Here is a 16,177-nt window from a genome sequence, read left to right on the forward strand (position 1 = left end):
GGGGCATCTTTTACTACAAACATGTATCCGCTTAGGATTGTTTGGTATGATTAAAGCTCGTATTGTTTAAAACAGCCAGCTTTTTCTCGCCCTTCACCATGGCAGAACCGCAAATGGGGCATGTCGGCTCGACAGAAAAAGCGAAGTTATCCCGCATCCAGCCGTTGCATGTATCACTGGCGCAATTCCAAACAGTTGTAATTTCCTCAGGAATTTCATCCATTGGCTTTTTCCGTGAATTGTACATAAACATCCCTCTTTCTTCATGATTTATAAAGCGATAAGATGTAATCAGTTCAAAAACGGTCTTGTGAACAGATAAAAACAAATGCCCCAAACGCTATGTTCGGGGCATCTGAAGTAGGCTGTAATTTAAAATTACAGTTTTACAACGTTCTCAGCTTGTGGTCCACGGTTTCCTTCAACTACGTTGAATTCTACGCGTTGGCCTTCGTCCAAAGATTTGAAACCTTCGCCTTGGATTGCGGAGAAGTGTACGAATACATCGCTTCCACCTTCAACTTCGATGAAACCGAAACCTTTTTCTGCGTTAAACCATTTAACTGTACCTGTTTGCATGGAATTACCTCCAAAATATATTTATATGACCTTTATTTTTTACAAATAAAAATTCACATATTGCACAAGGTTATTTCAACCTAAAACAATAACCCTCTACAATATGTGAATCTCAGGTCACAATTTCAATATACTCATATTACCATAAGTGTATTGAAAACGCAAGCACTGGAGAATTTAATTTATGCAGAGTGCTTATGTCATCTATTGCTGCCTCAAGCTGTCTCCATTAGACAAGAGTGAGTCATTAACGCCTACTTAAAACATTATATCCGCAATTGCTTCCTATTATACCAGTAATCAAGAAATAAATATACACAACGTTGCGCAGGAGATGAACTTCTTGAGAAAAAGTCCATCCCCTGCTTTGTTTGCTCATTTTAATTACAAATCCGCTAGTGCTTTAATTTCCTCTGCTGTCAGCGCTTTGTTATATAACTGTACCTCGTCCATGCTGCCGTTAAAGTAGGCATCAGCGACAAAGCGGCTTTTACCGAGATACGCTTCGTTTGTCAGCAACTCATTAGGGTTAAAGGTAATACCGTCATTTACAGCTACTTCTTCACCATTTACATACAGCTTCCCTGTATTCCCCTCCAGTGTAACCGCCACATGGGTCCACTGGTTTAGAGGTATTGATGATTTGGAGAGCAGGCTCTGATCCGTACCTTCATGGATTGTAAACTGGAGTACACCGCTTCCTTGGGAAGGGGTGAGGAACATATGACGAGCCTGGCCGTTGCCGAAGTCAAAAATCCGTTGCCAAGCGGCTCCGCCCTTCCAGTTCACCCACGCGGAAAAGGTAAAGTCCTTCGCATCCGTTACCGTGTTGGGCAGCTGCACGTAACCATCCTTGCCGTTCAGGGCAAGAGCACCGCCAAGCTTCCCATCTTTATCCCATATGGCACCACCATAGGCCTTACCGTCGAGTTGATTATATGTGCTGTCGACAACCGAAGTTCCTTGATCCTCACTCCACGAGTAACGTGCGAGCTGAGGGCCTTGAGCCTGCTCGGGAACAATGGCACTAAAACTTTTCTTTGCTGTAGCTTTGTCCTTTTTAATAGTCGCCGTCAATGTAACTGCTGCAGGCTGGGAACCGGCTTCTGGACGGTACACTTCACCAGTGACAGAAATAATCTCAGGGCGGGAAGATTCCCACGAAATCGTGGTATCTTGTGCAGCTTGAGTAGGTAGCGTGAGATCATAAAAAACGTTGCTTGTGTCGCCTAGACTCAGATCCTTCTGCACCGCAGCTACAATCTTGCTGGCCTTCAGGTCAGGCTTTAGCGAACCCCATACTGCAACACCCTTGGAGGACAGTGCGGTAAAAGCAAGGGTTTTGGCTCCCGTGTCTGGATCACGGTGCCGCAGGAATACCCCTTTGTACTTCGCACCATCTGCTGTAATTTCCAGCTGATTGTCTGCCCCCAGCTTCCATGTACCGTTCACTCCACCAGACAGTTTGCCACCGTGATCCAGATTGACGGTAACAGCTTGCTTAATATTGGCCGAAATTTCCTTCCCGTGATTTACATACGAGTATTGGCCGATGACATCCTTCTCTGACAGCTTTTTCAGTGAATCCTCATCTCCTGAATAACGATAAGGAGCAACTACAGGCCAACCGTCAGCGTTCATGAACATTTCATGTACCCGCACTTCAAACTGCTCACCTCTCCCCGGAAAACGGGAATGAAAAATGACAAAATGCTTTTTCGTCTTGGGATCATAATAAGCCGAGTTGTGTCCGGGCGACACATAGCCTGTACCCAGCCCTGTTCCCGGATCACCAATTTCTCTTGGAATTAGGTAATTACCTATTAACTTGACGCCGTATGGCTCAATGGAAGCGTCATCAAAAAGAGGTTTGTCAGGATTCGCTTTAACCTTGATCATGTCGTTGCCTTCAGCATCGTAGAAAGGACCATCCGGTGTTTTGGACCGAGCCACACGCAAGTTATATCCGCCATCCGCTGACAATCCGCCATAGGACAGGAACAAGTAATAGTAGTCCGTTTGTGGACTGTATTGTATGTACGGCCCCTCCATACGAGCATGGTTACCGCCCGTCAGTTTTTTCCCGTAGCCTTGGCCTGGTAAAGGCTTCCCTGTTTTTTCATCCATCTGCATAATGAAAATGCCTCCGGAGTAGGAGCCATATACCATCCACAGCTTGCCGTTCTTATCATAGAAGGTGTCAGGGTCTACGGCATTGGGATGCTTGGTTGCGTCATAGATCGTCCCATCTTCACTCGGTTGATCCCACATACCGGACTTCAGGAAAATTCCTTTATTCTTATAAGGTCCTTCAATTTTATCAGCAACCGCTAGGCCCATAGCTGAACGCGGGGAGTCTCCTTTACAAGCGTTATAGTACATATAAAACTTGCCATCCGCCAGTTGAATGACATCCGCTGCCCACAGCGTGTCTGTCTGCGCCCAATCCAGCGCTTCCTTTAATTCCTCTTTGACGTTGGGAATCAATGCATTACCATTTGCCACACCTGTCGCAATTGTATCCCAATTCATGAGGTCTTTGGATTTGGCAGCCGCCAGATGTGAACCAAAAATGTAAAATGTATCTTTCACTTTCAGGATGGATGGATCATGTACGGAAGTCTCCTTGAAGGAAACAGCCTTTTTACTTTGGCTTAAAATGTTATCCAGACCTTGAGCTTGAAGGGTGGTTTGCTCCAGACTTTGAATCCCAGCTGTATCTGAATTGAGTGTGGACTCGGCGCCCACCAAAGAAGCAGGCAACAACAGTGCACCTGCCAGAGAAGCAGCCGTTACTTTACGAACAAATAATTGCTTCATAAATCAATCTCCTCTCGTTTTGAACATTCCTGCTAACATAAAACAATAATGAATAAGACGGTCAGGATTATGTTTGTATTAACTTCTCCACTCTTAAATTAAATGCTGATCATCCCCCTCTCTGAATTAAAGCGCTTTCAACCAATATGAAAAATAAAACCTCCTTTTGTTAAGAAGGACGATTCAAACCTGGCGGTTAATCGTATCTCTATATTATTCAATGAATATGGAAAATTCAATATGTAATTTTATATTTTTACGAATTATTCGTTTAATTATTAACCTTAATAAATGTGTTGCTTTAATTCCTAGTTTAAAGTTATAATTTGACAAGTAAAATTCTATATGTTACCTGCCGATATATCTAAAAAGAATTGTTTTACGATGAATATAATACAAATATTTACATTTTATGAGGAGGTGAAAATATATGCAATGGTATTTAAATGGATTAAAAAACTATGTAGGATTCCAAGGTAGAGCAAGACGTACAGAATACTGGATGTTTGTTCTATTTAGTGTAATTGCCAGTTTTATAGTCGGTCTGATCGATGGTCTTTTGGGCTTAACTCCAATATTGACTCTCATCTACTCTCTGGCTGTCCTGTTGCCATCCTTGGCAGTTCTTGCTCGCAGACTGCACGACACGGGTAAAAGCGGTTGGTGGATTCTGATTGCTCTTGTGCCATTCGGTGGTATTGTACTGCTTGTATTCGCATGCCTAGACAGTCAGCCTGGCGACAATAAGTATGGGAAAAATCCTAAATTGTAATTTGATGTAGTTTGGTCTAAAACCTCTTTCACTTTTGTGAAGGAGGTTTTTTTATACCCGCTTCTCCCCTATCGAAATTACAGCTATAAGTTTACCAAGAGACTCCAGCGTCCATACTGGATTAAAAAGTATCCTCAAAGAGAGGAAGAACGTGCATGCGTTTTCGGAAAAGAACCCCCCTTAACAAATTTAGAAAGGCACCCGTTCAGCAAAGCGAGAGTAAGTCTGAACATTCCGTAGAACAGCTCAGTGCAAATATCGGAACCAATCTTCAGCAGATCAGACAAGCGCTCGGCAACAGCACCGACATCGTCATAAGAGAAATTCGAATCGGCAAGGACGGTGACCAGACCATTGCGATCCTCTATACCGACGGTTTGGTGGACCAAAATATAGTCTCCGACTTCATTATGGAATCAATGATGCTGGACAGCAGCTTGTCCAAGGACGTGGAATGCCGGATTCAAGCTTCCTCTAACGTCATGCAAATGTTGAAAGATTACGCCCTTACTATTGGCAGCATCCAGGATATTAATGACTTTGAAGCCTTATATAACGCGCTGTTGTCGGGGGATGCAATCATTTTGATTGGGGGTGAGACGCAGGCAATATCGGCCAGCGCACGTGGATGGAAGGATCGGGGGGTCACCGAGCCTGCCTCAGAAAATGTCGTCCGTGGGCCTCGGGAAGGATTTTCTGAGACATTGCGTACGAACACAGCCTTGATTCGACGTAAAATTAAAGATCCGAATCTATGGCTGGAGACCAAACAAATCGGTCGTGTAACCCAGACCGATGTCGCTGTCATGTATATAAAGGGGATTGTGAACCCTAAATTGGTTGAGGAAGTACATGAACGATTGAATCGCATAGATGTAGACGGCATTCTCGAAAGCGGGTATATCGAGGAATTAATCCAAGACAAAACCTTCACCCCCTTTCCGACAGTATACAATTCAGAACGCCCAGACGTGATCGCCGCCGAGCTGCTGGAAGGAAAAATTGCGATCCTAGTGGATGGTACCCCTTTTGTGCTTGTCGTGCCTGCATTATTTGTTTCCTTCCTGCATGCGGCGGAGGACTATTATCAGCGTGCAGACATTAGCAGCTTCATCCGTGTCCTTCGTTATACCGGAGTTTTTATTTCCTTGCTCGGTCCGTCCTTATATGTTGCCATCACTACGTTTCATCAGGAAATGCTGCCGACCTCACTGCTAATCGGTCTAGCAGCACAGCGCGAAGCGGTCCCCTTCCCTGCCTTTATTGAAGCACTCATGATGGAACTGACATTTGAAATATTGCGGGAAGCTGGCGTTCGCATGCCCAAGTACATTGGGGCAGCCGTCTCTATCGTCGGCACACTCGTCATTGGACAAGCTGCTGTCGAGGCGGGCATCATATCTGCGGCAATGGTTATTGTTGTATCGATTACTGCTATTTCCAGCTTTGTTCTTCCTGCCTACAATATGTCTATCGCTTTTCGCATGCTGCGGTTTCCCTTAATGGGGCTTGCCGCTTCCTTTGGGCTGTTCGGAATTATCGTCGGAGGCATTGCCCTGATCCTGCATATGTGCAGCCTTCGTTCATTCGGCGTTCCCTATATGACTCCTTTTGCACCTCTCATACCGGCAGACACCAAAGATACCATCTTTCGATTCCCTCACTGGATGATGATGTCACGTCCCCGGTTAGTCGATCAGAAAAATGTCAAACGTCGAAACAGCACTCCGCCCCGCAAATCACGGGAATAGAAAAAAGAGAAACCGTCAGAAAGGAGTGGATCATCATGAAGCGGAAGAAGGCGTTTCTCTTCCTGGTTCTTGCACTCGTCTTACTTCTGACAGGCTGTTGGAATCGTAGAGAGTTGAATGAGCTAGCCATCGCCGTCGGTATGGGAATCGATAAGCAAGGAGATCAATTCCGGGTCTCTATCCAAGTGGTGGACCCTGGCAAGGCATCGGCTAAAAAAGGAGCAGGAGGCGGGGCTCCAGCCACCTTGTATACAGAGGAGGCGGACACCATATTTGAAGCGATCCGAAAAATAACAACAATTAGTCCCCGGAGAATGTATTTTTCTCACCTGCGCATATGTGTTATCGGTGAGTCGTTAGCTGCCGAAGGGATGGCAAAATCTTTAGATTTACTCTCCAGATATCATCAGTTCCGCACTGATTTTTATATTGTAGTGTCCAAGGACGTTAGTGCGGAGGATACGTTGAAAATTATGACGCCTTTAAATCCGATTCCCGCCAATGACCTTTTTTCTTCCCTGGAAACATCACAGAAAAACTGGTCGCCTAGTACGACGGTAACCTTGGATGAATTGATTGCAGCTATGACTAGTGAAGGAAAGCAGCCTGTGTTGACAGGACTTCGGATCATTGGCAATAAAGAAATGGGAGAAACCAGCGACAATGTGCAAAAGATCGCTCCGTTCAGTCGTTTACAGTATTCAGGACTTGCTGTATTCAGAAAAGATCGACTAATCGGATGGTTAGATGAAACTGAAAGTAGGGGCTATAATTTTATCCTTGGCAAAGTGCAAAGCTCTGTCGGTTACGTTGCTTGCCCTAGAGGCGGCAAAGTCGTCTCCGAAATCATTCGCACCCAAACCACTGTAAAAGGAAGCACCTATAGGGGAGAGCCCCAGATTCATATTAAAATGCAGGTTGAGGCCAACGTGGGAGAAGTCGAGTGTACTGACCTCGATTTGACCAAGGTAGGAACGATTTATGACATTGAAAAGCAAGAAGAAGAAAAAATAGAAAATATTATGAAGTCGGCAGTTAGAAAGGCCCAACAATCGTACAAAACGGACATATTCGGATTCGGTGAAGCCATTCACCGCGCTGCCCCGAAGACTTGGAACAGACTGAAACAAAACTGGGATGAGGAACACTTTACAGAATTACCCGTAACGATCAAAGTCGATTTCAAGATTCGGCGCTTGGGCACCATTGGTAGCTCCTTTATTAATGATATGAAAGAGTAATTCCTCACTCCACAAAAGAAGGTGTTTTGCAAAGTGCTATCTCAAATCGTAAAAATCATCGGCATATTCCTCGTCGCTGCTGTAATTAGCTTAATTGAAGTCCCCGACATGTGGAAAAAAGGATTTAAAAAAGAGCTTTGGTTATTTTTCATCCTACTCTTTTTTGCGGTCGGAATTAGTTGTGCCAAGGTATTACACTGGCTCATTCCCACCCCCCTGGATTGGATAACAGCCATATATAGACCATTCAGCAATTTCCTGATCCATATGGGCCTAATAAAATAAGAGGAGGTGAAAAACGGGTGCCCGCACAAATCAAAATCTCAGCACGACAAATCATGATCATATCTGCTTTATTTACGGTCGGAAGTGCAATCCTCATCGTCCCTTCAGGGATGGCACTTGTAGCCAAACAAGATGCGTGGATTGCCGCGCTCGTGGGGGTCGGGGCTGGGCTTCTTATCTTGTATATGTACAGCAAGCTTGCGGCGCTTTATCCAGAGATGACCCTGGTTGAGATGATGGAAACCCTACTCGGAAAATGGTTAGGCAAAACCGTAGGTTTTCTATTTTTCACCCTACTATTCATTAATGCTCCTGTACCGGTGTTATTTTATTTAGGAAATTTTATGACTACTCAAATGATACCGGAAACGCCGATTCTAGCGGTGAATATTCTTTTTGCACTTATCATAGTATTCGCTGCTCGGCTGGGTCTCGAAGTCCTGGCTCGTTCGGCCGAACTGTTGTTTCCTTTATTTACTCTGCTGTATATTTCTTTTGTAGGTTTAGTGGTATCCAACATTAAGCTGGAAAATGTCCAACCTGTATTGGAGGCAGGAGTAGGGCCGATTTGGCCTGCTGCCCTGTCCTTTGTTAGCACAGTATTTATACCTCATATTATTTTGCTCATGATCTTCCCTTCTTCTATAAATCGTTCCGATCAAACCCGTAAAGCTTTTTTCATAGGAAGCCTGATTGGCGGATTAATGCTGGTCGTGGTGGTTGCATTGACAATTTTGGTATTTGGTCCTGACTTAACGGCAAGAAATATATATCCTAGCTATGCGTTAGCCAAAAAAATTAGCATTGGCAACTTTCTACAGCGCATCGAAGCCATCATGGCTACAATGTGGTTTATTTCACTTTTTTTTAGAATCACGCTGTATATGCACACCACAGTGACAGCAATAGCCCAAATCTTTTGTCTGAAAAGCGATCGGCAACTGGTGCTTCCTCTCGGGATGTTATTAGTCATCCTGTCCATCATCGTGTACCCTAATGTCCCTTACCAACAAACCTATGATACAAAGACGTGGATTCCCTATTCTCTATCCATTGGGTTGTTTTTCCCCTTACTGCTGCTCTGTATTCATGGGATACGAACAATCTGGTCAAAGAAAAAAACAGCATCCAAAGGGTAAATCACACTCTTTTTTCGTTATCTGCGAATTTTTTTAGCGCTACCTGTTTACAATCTCCTCTTTTAGTTTATTTTAAACGAGTATTAAGCTGGCGCTAAGATTGGGCGTGTATGATGTATTTAAGAATCTGGTAACTACATAAGCCGGATGGGCTAAAGGCATAAACATCACTCCCGTTGGATATCCATATACCGTTCCACCCCGTCAGAAATTTAATGAAACACAAAAGGAGATTTACACTTATGAATCGAAAACGAATGTTGGTCATCTGCACACTGTTGCTGGCGTTATCTATTGGTCAGTCATCTACTTGGGGAAGTCGGGCTAATGCTGCTGCACTGGCTCCAGAGAGAGCCCTGCATGTACAGGACAATGAAGCTTCAAAGGATGATGATCTGTTGAAAGCACTGGGTATATCCTCGGATGAGCAATTATATGATGCGTTATATAATGGTCAAACCTTGGCTGATATTGCACAAACCCATAATCAGGATGCTCAGGCTATCGTTGATCTACAGGTAGCTCAGTTGACGGAGCAGTTGGATCAACGACTGGCCAATAAGAGCATTACCCTAGAGCAATACCAAGCCCATAAGGCAGAACTGACACAAGTCGTTGCCAAAAGTGTATTCGGGCTGTAAGCCTAGACACGACCGAACATCAAAAAGGCGCTGAACCCATAGAGGATCAGCGCCTTTTCTGTATTTGATGTAACTTACGCTTGATAAACCCGAATCAGATTGGTCGTGCCTGCCTCAGCGACAGGGACACCTGCTGACAGGACTACAGTATCTCCTTTATGGATATATCCTGCATTCAGCGCGTTACGGATGGAAGATTCGAACATTTCATCCGTTGTGGCTACCTTATCCCCTTTAATCGGGAATACACCGGACAACAGGCAAATTTTAGCGAATACTGTGTTATTCGGAGTAACCGCAATGATCGGTGCCTTCGGACGATATTTGGACACCATACGAGCCGTGAATCCACTAGCAGTCGAGGTAATAATCGCTTTGGCATCCAGCTCCAGAGACGAACTCACCGCACCCTGACTAATGACTTCAGTAATGTTGGTGCTTTGGCGTGCTCTGCGCTTATCGAACTGCTCCTGGTAATCCAATTGTGATTCTGCACTGGCTGCTACCGCAGCCATGGTCCGTACGGATTCAACAGGGTATTTACCTGCAGCAGATTCGCCCGACAGCATCACTACGTCAGCTCCCTGCATAACGGCATTGAACACGTCACTAACTTCAGCTCTTGTCGGACGCGGGTTCACCTGCATGGACTCCAGCATGTGAGTAGCAACGATAACGGGCTTGCCGACCAGATTACACTTGTCGATCATTTCTTTTTGCATCACAGGCACGTCTTGAATCGGCACTTCCACGCCCAGGTCGCCACGAGCTACCATAATACCGTCCGAAGCTTCGATGATATCATCCAGGTTTTCCATACCTTCGGCATTTTCAATTTTGGAATAAATCTGTACATGCTCGGCATGATGTCCCTTCAAAATCTCACGGATTTCACGGATGTCGTCGCCTTTACGCACAAAAGAAGCCGCAATAAGCTCGATACGCTGCTCCACCCCAAATTGAATGTGCTTCACGTCACGCTCTGTTACGCCTGGAAGAGTTGTATGAATCCCTGGCAGATTCACACCTTTTCTCGGCTTCAGAATACCACCGCTTACGATATTACAAATCATCTCGGTTCCTTCGATGGAGGTTACAGTCAGATCAACCAAACCGTCGTCGATGAGAATACGGTCACCTGCTTTGATATCCTTCGGCATATCTGGGTAATTCACCGAAATACGATGCTCGTCCCCCAAAATTTCTTCCGTGGTCAGAATGAGCTGGCTGCCTGGCTTCAGTAGAACAGATGCCTCTTTCAGCTTGCCAATCCGTATTTCCGGTCCTTTAATATCCATCATGACAGGGATACAGGTATTCATTTCCTTCGCTGCCTGTCTCACATTTTCAATACGTTTAACATGATCCTCCAGCTCCCCATGAGCCATGTTCAAGCGAGCTACAGTCATACCAGCCTGGATCATTTCTTTTAACAAATCAATGGAGTCGCAGGCAGGTCCCATAGTACAAATAATTTTCGTTTTAAGCATAGTAATGTCATCCTCCTGAATGTCTTTACTGTATAACTTCTTCTCCACTTTGCTTCTCTATCTACATTAAACTTATATAGTCCTATTCTACCTGTACCCGTTCACCAAGACTATGAACTATAGTATGATGGATGTATTACAGTATGATGAATGTATTACAGTATGATGAATGTTGAAGACATTGGAGAGTGAGTTTTGTGATTACATTGACGGGTATACGGCAGGACAATGGCGTAGACTGGTATGAAAAGGCTGGTGCAAATACCGACAACGATGACTTGCTATTCATTTTGGTCACCTTTGGCAAATGTGTATATTGGGTGAACGATAGCAAGATCATTCTGGGCAAGGGTGAAGCACTGCTTTTACCCGCTCATCTGAATTACTATGGCAAGAGCATTCCTACGCTTTTCCATACCAAGTATGTGATACATTGCCGCAAAACATGTACGAACAGTACACTTCCCATACTGAATACAGACCAGCCGTTATGGATCAAGCCCGGATGCTACGATTTGCTGCATGAACGGATCAAATCGATGTATTATCAATGGACTGAACACCCAAGCTACTACGCCCTGATGGCTGACTGTCTGCTGACCGAAGCCATGATTTATATGAACCAGGAATGGGACAAAGGTACCGTTCCTCGCGATAAAGAACGGCATGTAGAACATATGAAACAGTACATTCAGAATCACTACAGGGAAAAGGTAACCAAAGAAGAGCTTGGTGATGCCATCCGCAAAACTCCCAATTATGCCGCGACACTGCTGCGTGAGGTTACAGGCCAAACGATCAGCGAGCATGTACATACGCAACGTATTAAAACCGCCATCTACATGTTGACGGAGTCGCGGCTAACGATTCGTGAAATCTCGGAGTATGTGGGCTATAGTGATGTGTCCTATTTTCATCGGATCTTCAAACGCTTAACAGGCTGTTCCCCGTCCGAGTTTCTGGATGAACGTTCCTCCATCGTCTAATCTGATAGCCTGAAGCAGAATTTCACAGATAAAAAAATGGCCGCTTCACATCGAATGCTGCTCTAGTTATCCTTTTTTTCATTAAGGGACAAGAGCGCTCCGTGTAAAAGCGACCATTATATTTATAGTTACACGCATGAATCTGCGTATATTGGTGCTGACTGAATGATATTATTTGGAGGAACCCGCTGTTTTGACTTTGTCCAGCATTTTATCGTTAAAGCCAAACATCCAAGTCAGGACAAAGGATACTGCCATAGCAGCCAAGTTCGCCAAAATATAAAACGGAAGCTGATGGTTCATGTAGAGCAACGTACCTGGAATAACCGTTACCGCCATCCCTGTAGCCGCCAAATGCAAGACCGAAGCAATAAAACCACCAACCGCTCCGCCGATGAGACCCATGACAAAAGGCTTCATATATCTCAGGTTGACCCCGAAGATAGCCGGCTCTGTAATTCCTAGGAAAGCAGAGAACGAAGAAGGAAGCGCCAACGCTTTCAGCTTGCTGTCCTTCGTTTTCAGACCAACTGCCAGACAGGCAGCTCCCTGTGCAGCCATTGCGCAGGTAATAATAGCATTGAAGGCATTTACGCCGTTCTTTTCAAGCAGTTGAATCTCCAGGAAATTAAATATATGATGCACACCTGTAACGACGATAATCTGATGCAAAAAGCCGATGACGATCCCTGCAATACCGAAAGGCAAATCAAGTACAAATATGGTTCCGTGCAGCACCCATTCTTCAAGTGAATGGAAAACTGGACCGATAGCAAACAGTCCCAAAGTGATCATAATCAACAATGTTAAAAATGGTGTGAGAATCAGATCCAGTGCTTCAGGCACCCGTTTGCGCAGCGCCCGCTCCAGCTTGGCTCCGATCAAGCCCACGAAGAAGGCTGGTAATACCGAGCCTTGATAGCCCACCACAGGAATAAAACCGAACATCGTCAACGGATGGGCTGAGCCGTCCGCAACACTATACGCGTTAGGCAAAGCTGGGTTTACCAGCATCAGACCGAGAACGATACCCAGCACCGGACTGCCGCCGAATACTCTAAAGGCTGACCATGCGACTAAAGCAGGCAGAAAGGCAAAAGCCGTATCCGTTAATACCTGTGTATATAATAAAAAGTTAGGTGAAATATCCTGCGGCGTCATGCCGAGCAATGCGAGAATTTGCGGCTGAGTGAGCAAACCGCGCAGTCCCATGAACAACCCCGTAGCGACCAGCACTGGAATAATCGGTACAAACACGTCGCCAAAGGTGCGGATAGACCGCTGGAAGACGTTGCCCTCCTTTTTCGCCTGACTCTTCACCTCTTCTTTAGATGAACCCGTCACGCCAAGCTTTTCAACCTCATCAAAAATCCGATTTACCGTTCCTGTACCAAAAATAATTTGATATTGACCTGAATTGAAGAAAGCCCCCTTAACCTTGTCGATCTCCTCAACCTTTTTCTGATCAATTTTCTCTTTATCATGCACCATAATGCGCAGGCGCGTTGCACAGTGAGCAAACGAAGCGATATTTTCCTTTCCACCGATCGCCTCGATCACTTCTTTAGCTATCTCTCTGTTTTCCGCCATGATGTTCATCCCCTCGTTCATTCCGTTATGTTTGATGATTAACGATCCACTTGATGAATTAGCCTACTCATGTAAAATTCCATTTTACCGCTTGGAAGAGAGCCTCTCCCTTGTCGGCAAAAAAGCGTATTTCGTCACTCTCTGGGTGCGGAAAAATACGACTGGTGAACACTTCTTCCCCATCATTGACGAAAATCTCAACTGAAGATGTATCTACAAACAGATGAAGTTTAATATGATCCTTGTCCCATGCACACTGCCGTACTTCACCGTACGAAGTGGCTACAGGCTCACCCGATTGCGTACGATTCAATACAAGTTTACGGCTAACGGCATTATATTTAATCACCGTTTTCTCCGTCTCACTCGCACGGAATTCAATACCGAATGCCTTGGCATCCAAAAGATCTACTTCGCAGATCATCTCATAGGCAGTACCCTTAAATCCTTCGTAGGTTTTGCTCTCTGAGGACAACGTGTCAGCTACCCGATCCTCACTATTTCTACGCAGTGTGGTTAATTCGGGGATAGGTCGCTGCAAGAGTTTTCCCTCATGAAGCGTAAGTTCCCTCGGTAACGTCAGACAATGGGCCCATCCGTTCGGATCTGTCGGATATTCGATATCCGGCAGCCCCATCCAGGCCACCATAATACGACGCCCCTGCGGGTCAATCATCGTCTGTGGTGCATAGAAGTCGAAGCCCCGATCAAGCTCGTGGAATGCGCCGTGCTCCAGTGTTCTTGTCTCTGTATCCAGCAGTTTGCCGATGACGTAGCCCGATTGATAAATATTGTGGTTTTCATCCCCTGAAGGCTCCAAGCCCTGTGGAGAAAAGACCAACACACCCGCTCCATTCAGTTCAAAATAATCCGGGCATTCCCACATGTATCCAAACGATTCCAGCCCCGTGCTCAGTTCTCCCTCGAACTGCCAAGTGTGAAGATCCGTTGAACGATAAAGGACAACGCAGCCTGTTGAATCTGTTCTTTGTGCACCAATCACACAGTAGAAACTATCGCCGTCCTTCCATAGCTTGGGATCACGAAAATGGTCTGTATAACCTTCTGGCACATGGCCAATAACAGGATGCTCCCACTTGGTAATGTGACCGCTCTCATCCATAACAGCCATGCATTGATAAGGATGTCTGATCCAGTTTTCGTCACGTGTATTTCCTGTATACATCATGTATAATTTGCCCTCATGCTCCAGCGCGCTGCCGGAATAAGCCCCATGCGAGTCGAAGTAGTCTCCAGGTGTGATGCCAATGCCTGCACTATGCCATGTGACCAAATCTTTGGATTTCAAATGATACCAATATTTCATTCCGTGATCGGTTCCTAGTGGGAACCACTGATAAAATAAGTGGTATTCGCCTTGATAATATGAAAATCCATTCGGATCATTGAGCAAGCCTGTCGGTGGTTGGATATGAAACGACTGCCGCCACGGACATTGCTCCACCTTTTTCTGCAAGCCTGCTATTTCACCGGGCTCAGCCTGCTCGATTAATCGATACTTTTGTTCTTTTGTCATTTTCATAGGTGTACCTCATTTTTTTAAAACTTAGATTTTTGGGAACCGGTTCCAATGTAATGAAAAAAATAAACGGAACCGGTTCCTATACAATGAAAAAAATATACTCATCCATGGATTTGCAACCGATTCCAATTGTGCAAGAGTGCAATGGAACCGGTTTCGAAGAAATTATAATCCACCTGCTCAGCGTTTGTCAACGCTTTCTCTTTCAATAAGGGTATAATCCATGACCGTAACTTGCTCTACCGTTTTATGTTCTACCAGCCGTACAATGTTTTGGGCTGCTACACGTCCAGCCTCCATATACGGGTATTGAACAGTTGTTAGCGCAGGGTGAATGACCTCCGTAATATCGTATCCCCCAAAGCCAGTGACCGACAAATCCGACGGAATGGTAATTCCTCTGGAATAAGCCGCGTTGATTACCCCAAGCGCGATATTATCCGTAGCACACACCATCAACGATGGCTTGAATTGGTCTAAGATGGCAGATGCAGCAATCCGTGCATCGGACATTTTAAACCCGGTTTCATAGTACCTGATATCATATCCTGCGGCTCGCATCGCCTCGTCCGTATAACACGTAGCAGATAACGCATCGCGAACAGCCTGCCTAAAGCCCTCTTTGCGCTGCACACCGACAGCAACGTCCCTTTCAGTAACACCGACATAGGCAATTTCACGGTGGCCCTGTGACAGGACATATGCACCGATATCATATCCGGCACGATAATCATCATGGATAAGGCTATGGATCTGCTCATGTTGTTGGCCTACCAGCAATACCGGAATACTGATGTCTCGAATCGCGGTCAGGTGGTCGTCTGTAATTTGAGCAGCCAGCAGAATGATGCCTGAAATTTTTTGTCGTGCGAACTCATAGATCGCTTCGATTTCACGCTTTACATCCTGACTCGTATTAGAGATCAGCATCTGGTAATGTTGGGAACGCAGCTCCTCATCAATCCCCATTAACGTATGGGATGTCGCAAAGGAATCCAGCCGTGGCACGACGGTTCCGATAATGTTGGTTCGTTTTGCCTTCAAACTTTGGGCAAAGGTATTGGGCACATACCCCGTGGCCTTAACCACCTTTTCAATTTTACGCTTAGTGTCCAGGCTGACAGATCCGCCGTTCAAAAAACGGGATACGGTGCTCTTGGATACACCAGCCATTTGGGCTATATCTGCAATTGTCTTATTCATGAGGTCCCCCGGAGATTTTCATTTTCATAAGCGTCCAAAACTTCTCATTTCATATAATTCTATAATACCATATGGCAGGATTGGATTGCTGTAGCTTCAGTTTCACTATGCACAAAAAGCCGTCCCTTCCATGAAGA

13 protein-coding genes are annotated in these 16,177 nt (G+C 45.2%); 6 read left to right on the forward strand and 7 right to left on the reverse strand.

Annotation, left to right across the window (positions count from 1 at the left end):
- Window positions 1-31 precede the first annotated feature (31 nt).
- The 3 genes from HFD99_RS17460 to HFD99_RS17470 form a co-directional block, all read right to left on the reverse strand.
- Window positions 32-247 (reverse strand): cold-shock protein, encoded by a 216-nt coding sequence (locus tag HFD99_RS17460; RefSeq protein WP_013308357.1) that lies wholly within the window; start codon window positions 245-247, stop codon window positions 32-34.
- Window positions 248-378: 131 nt separating this feature from the next.
- Window positions 379-579, reverse strand: a complete 201-nt coding sequence (locus tag HFD99_RS17465) for a cold-shock protein (RefSeq protein ID WP_007428290.1) — start codon at window positions 577-579, stop codon at window positions 379-381.
- Between the two features lie 384 nt (window positions 580-963).
- Complete coding sequence (locus tag HFD99_RS17470) at window positions 964-3,399, reverse strand: LamG-like jellyroll fold domain-containing protein (protein ID WP_025363766.1); 2,436 nt, start codon at window positions 3,397-3,399, stop codon at window positions 964-966.
- Between the two features lie 430 nt (window positions 3,400-3,829).
- On the opposite strand from HFD99_RS17470, the gene HFD99_RS17475 reads away from it, so the two are divergent.
- The 5 genes from HFD99_RS17475 to HFD99_RS17495 all read left to right on the forward strand — a co-directional run bounded on the left by HFD99_RS17475 (window position 3,830) and on the right by HFD99_RS17495 (window position 9,228).
- Window positions 3,830-4,171 carry a DUF805 domain-containing protein gene (locus tag HFD99_RS17475; protein ID WP_017425676.1) on the forward strand — a complete coding sequence of 114 codons (342 nt, stop codon included), beginning with the start codon at window positions 3,830-3,832 and terminating at the stop codon, window positions 4,169-4,171.
- A 155-nt stretch (window positions 4,172-4,326) separates the two neighbouring features.
- Complete coding sequence (locus tag HFD99_RS17480; protein WP_167440964.1) at window positions 4,327-5,922, forward strand: spore germination protein; 1,596 nt, start codon at window positions 4,327-4,329, stop codon at window positions 5,920-5,922.
- Between the two features lie 35 nt (window positions 5,923-5,957).
- On the forward strand, window positions 5,958-7,163 hold the full coding sequence (locus HFD99_RS17485; protein WP_019685855.1) for a Ger(x)C family spore germination protein: 1,206 nt from the start codon (window positions 5,958-5,960) through the stop codon (window positions 7,161-7,163).
- A gap of 302 nt (window positions 7,164-7,465) precedes the next feature.
- On the forward strand, window positions 7,466-8,587 hold the full coding sequence (locus tag HFD99_RS17490; protein WP_167440965.1) for a GerAB/ArcD/ProY family transporter: 1,122 nt from the start codon (window positions 7,466-7,468) through the stop codon (window positions 8,585-8,587).
- 242 nt (window positions 8,588-8,829) lie between these two features.
- Window positions 8,830-9,228: a hypothetical protein gene (locus HFD99_RS17495; RefSeq protein WP_016820211.1), complete on the forward strand. Its 399-nt coding sequence runs from the start codon at window positions 8,830-8,832 to the stop codon at window positions 9,226-9,228.
- A gap of 74 nt (window positions 9,229-9,302) precedes the next feature.
- Here the strand turns inward: HFD99_RS17495 and pyk are convergent, their stop codons facing one another.
- Complete coding sequence (gene pyk, locus HFD99_RS17500; protein WP_016820210.1) at window positions 9,303-10,718, reverse strand: pyruvate kinase; 1,416 nt, start codon at window positions 10,716-10,718, stop codon at window positions 9,303-9,305.
- A 197-nt stretch (window positions 10,719-10,915) separates the two neighbouring features.
- On the opposite strand from pyk, the gene HFD99_RS17505 reads away from it, so the two are divergent.
- On the forward strand, window positions 10,916-11,704 hold the full coding sequence (locus HFD99_RS17505; RefSeq protein ID WP_016820209.1) for an AraC family transcriptional regulator: 789 nt from the start codon (window positions 10,916-10,918) through the stop codon (window positions 11,702-11,704).
- A 171-nt stretch (window positions 11,705-11,875) separates the two neighbouring features.
- Here HFD99_RS17505 and HFD99_RS17510 read toward each other — a convergent pair whose 3' ends face one another.
- From HFD99_RS17510 to HFD99_RS17520, 3 genes are all read right to left on the reverse strand, one after another.
- Window positions 11,876-13,294, reverse strand: a complete 1,419-nt coding sequence (locus HFD99_RS17510; RefSeq protein ID WP_016820208.1) for a sucrose-specific PTS transporter subunit IIBC — start codon at window positions 13,292-13,294, stop codon at window positions 11,876-11,878.
- A gap of 67 nt (window positions 13,295-13,361) precedes the next feature.
- Complete coding sequence (locus HFD99_RS17515) at window positions 13,362-14,837, reverse strand: glycoside hydrolase family 32 protein (RefSeq protein ID WP_167440966.1); 1,476 nt, start codon at window positions 14,835-14,837, stop codon at window positions 13,362-13,364.
- A gap of 180 nt (window positions 14,838-15,017) precedes the next feature.
- Window positions 15,018-16,040, reverse strand: a complete 1,023-nt coding sequence (locus HFD99_RS17520; RefSeq protein ID WP_025363761.1) for a LacI family DNA-binding transcriptional regulator — start codon at window positions 16,038-16,040, stop codon at window positions 15,018-15,020.
- Window positions 16,041-16,177 lie beyond the last annotated feature (137 nt).

The sequence above is a fragment of the Paenibacillus sp. EKM301P genome (assembly GCF_011800295.1).
Classification (GTDB): Bacteria; Bacillota; Bacilli; order Paenibacillales; family Paenibacillaceae; genus Paenibacillus; species Paenibacillus polymyxa.

Excerpts from the sequence above, each read along its gene's own strand:
- HFD99_RS17495 (WP_016820211.1), top strand. The coding sequence starts at position 8,830 with ATGAATCGAAAACGAATGTTGGTCATCTGCACACTGTTGCTGGCGTTA.
- HFD99_RS17465 (WP_007428290.1), bottom strand. The coding sequence starts at position 579 with ATGCAAACAGGTACAGTTAAATGGTTTAACGCAGAAAAAGGTTTCGGT.
- HFD99_RS17480 (WP_167440964.1), top strand. The coding sequence starts at position 4,327 with ATGCGTTTTCGGAAAAGAACCCCCCTTAACAAATTTAGAAAGGCACCC.
- pyk (WP_016820210.1), bottom strand. The coding sequence starts at position 10,718 with ATGCTTAAAACGAAAATTATTTGTACTATGGGACCTGCCTGCGACTCC.
- HFD99_RS17515 (WP_167440966.1), bottom strand. The coding sequence starts at position 14,837 with ATGAAAATGACAAAAGAACAAAAGTATCGATTAATCGAGCAGGCTGAG.
- HFD99_RS17475 (WP_017425676.1), top strand. The coding sequence starts at position 3,830 with ATGCAATGGTATTTAAATGGATTAAAAAACTATGTAGGATTCCAAGGT.
- HFD99_RS17460 (WP_013308357.1), bottom strand. The coding sequence starts at position 247 with ATGTACAATTCACGGAAAAAGCCAATGGATGAAATTCCTGAGGAAATT.
- HFD99_RS17470 (WP_025363766.1), bottom strand. The coding sequence starts at position 3,399 with ATGAAGCAATTATTTGTTCGTAAAGTAACGGCTGCTTCTCTGGCAGGT.
- HFD99_RS17485 (WP_019685855.1), top strand. The coding sequence starts at position 5,958 with ATGAAGCGGAAGAAGGCGTTTCTCTTCCTGGTTCTTGCACTCGTCTTA.
- HFD99_RS17520 (WP_025363761.1), bottom strand. The coding sequence starts at position 16,040 with ATGAATAAGACAATTGCAGATATAGCCCAAATGGCTGGTGTATCCAAG.
- HFD99_RS17510 (WP_016820208.1), bottom strand. The coding sequence starts at position 13,294 with ATGGCGGAAAACAGAGAGATAGCTAAAGAAGTGATCGAGGCGATCGGT.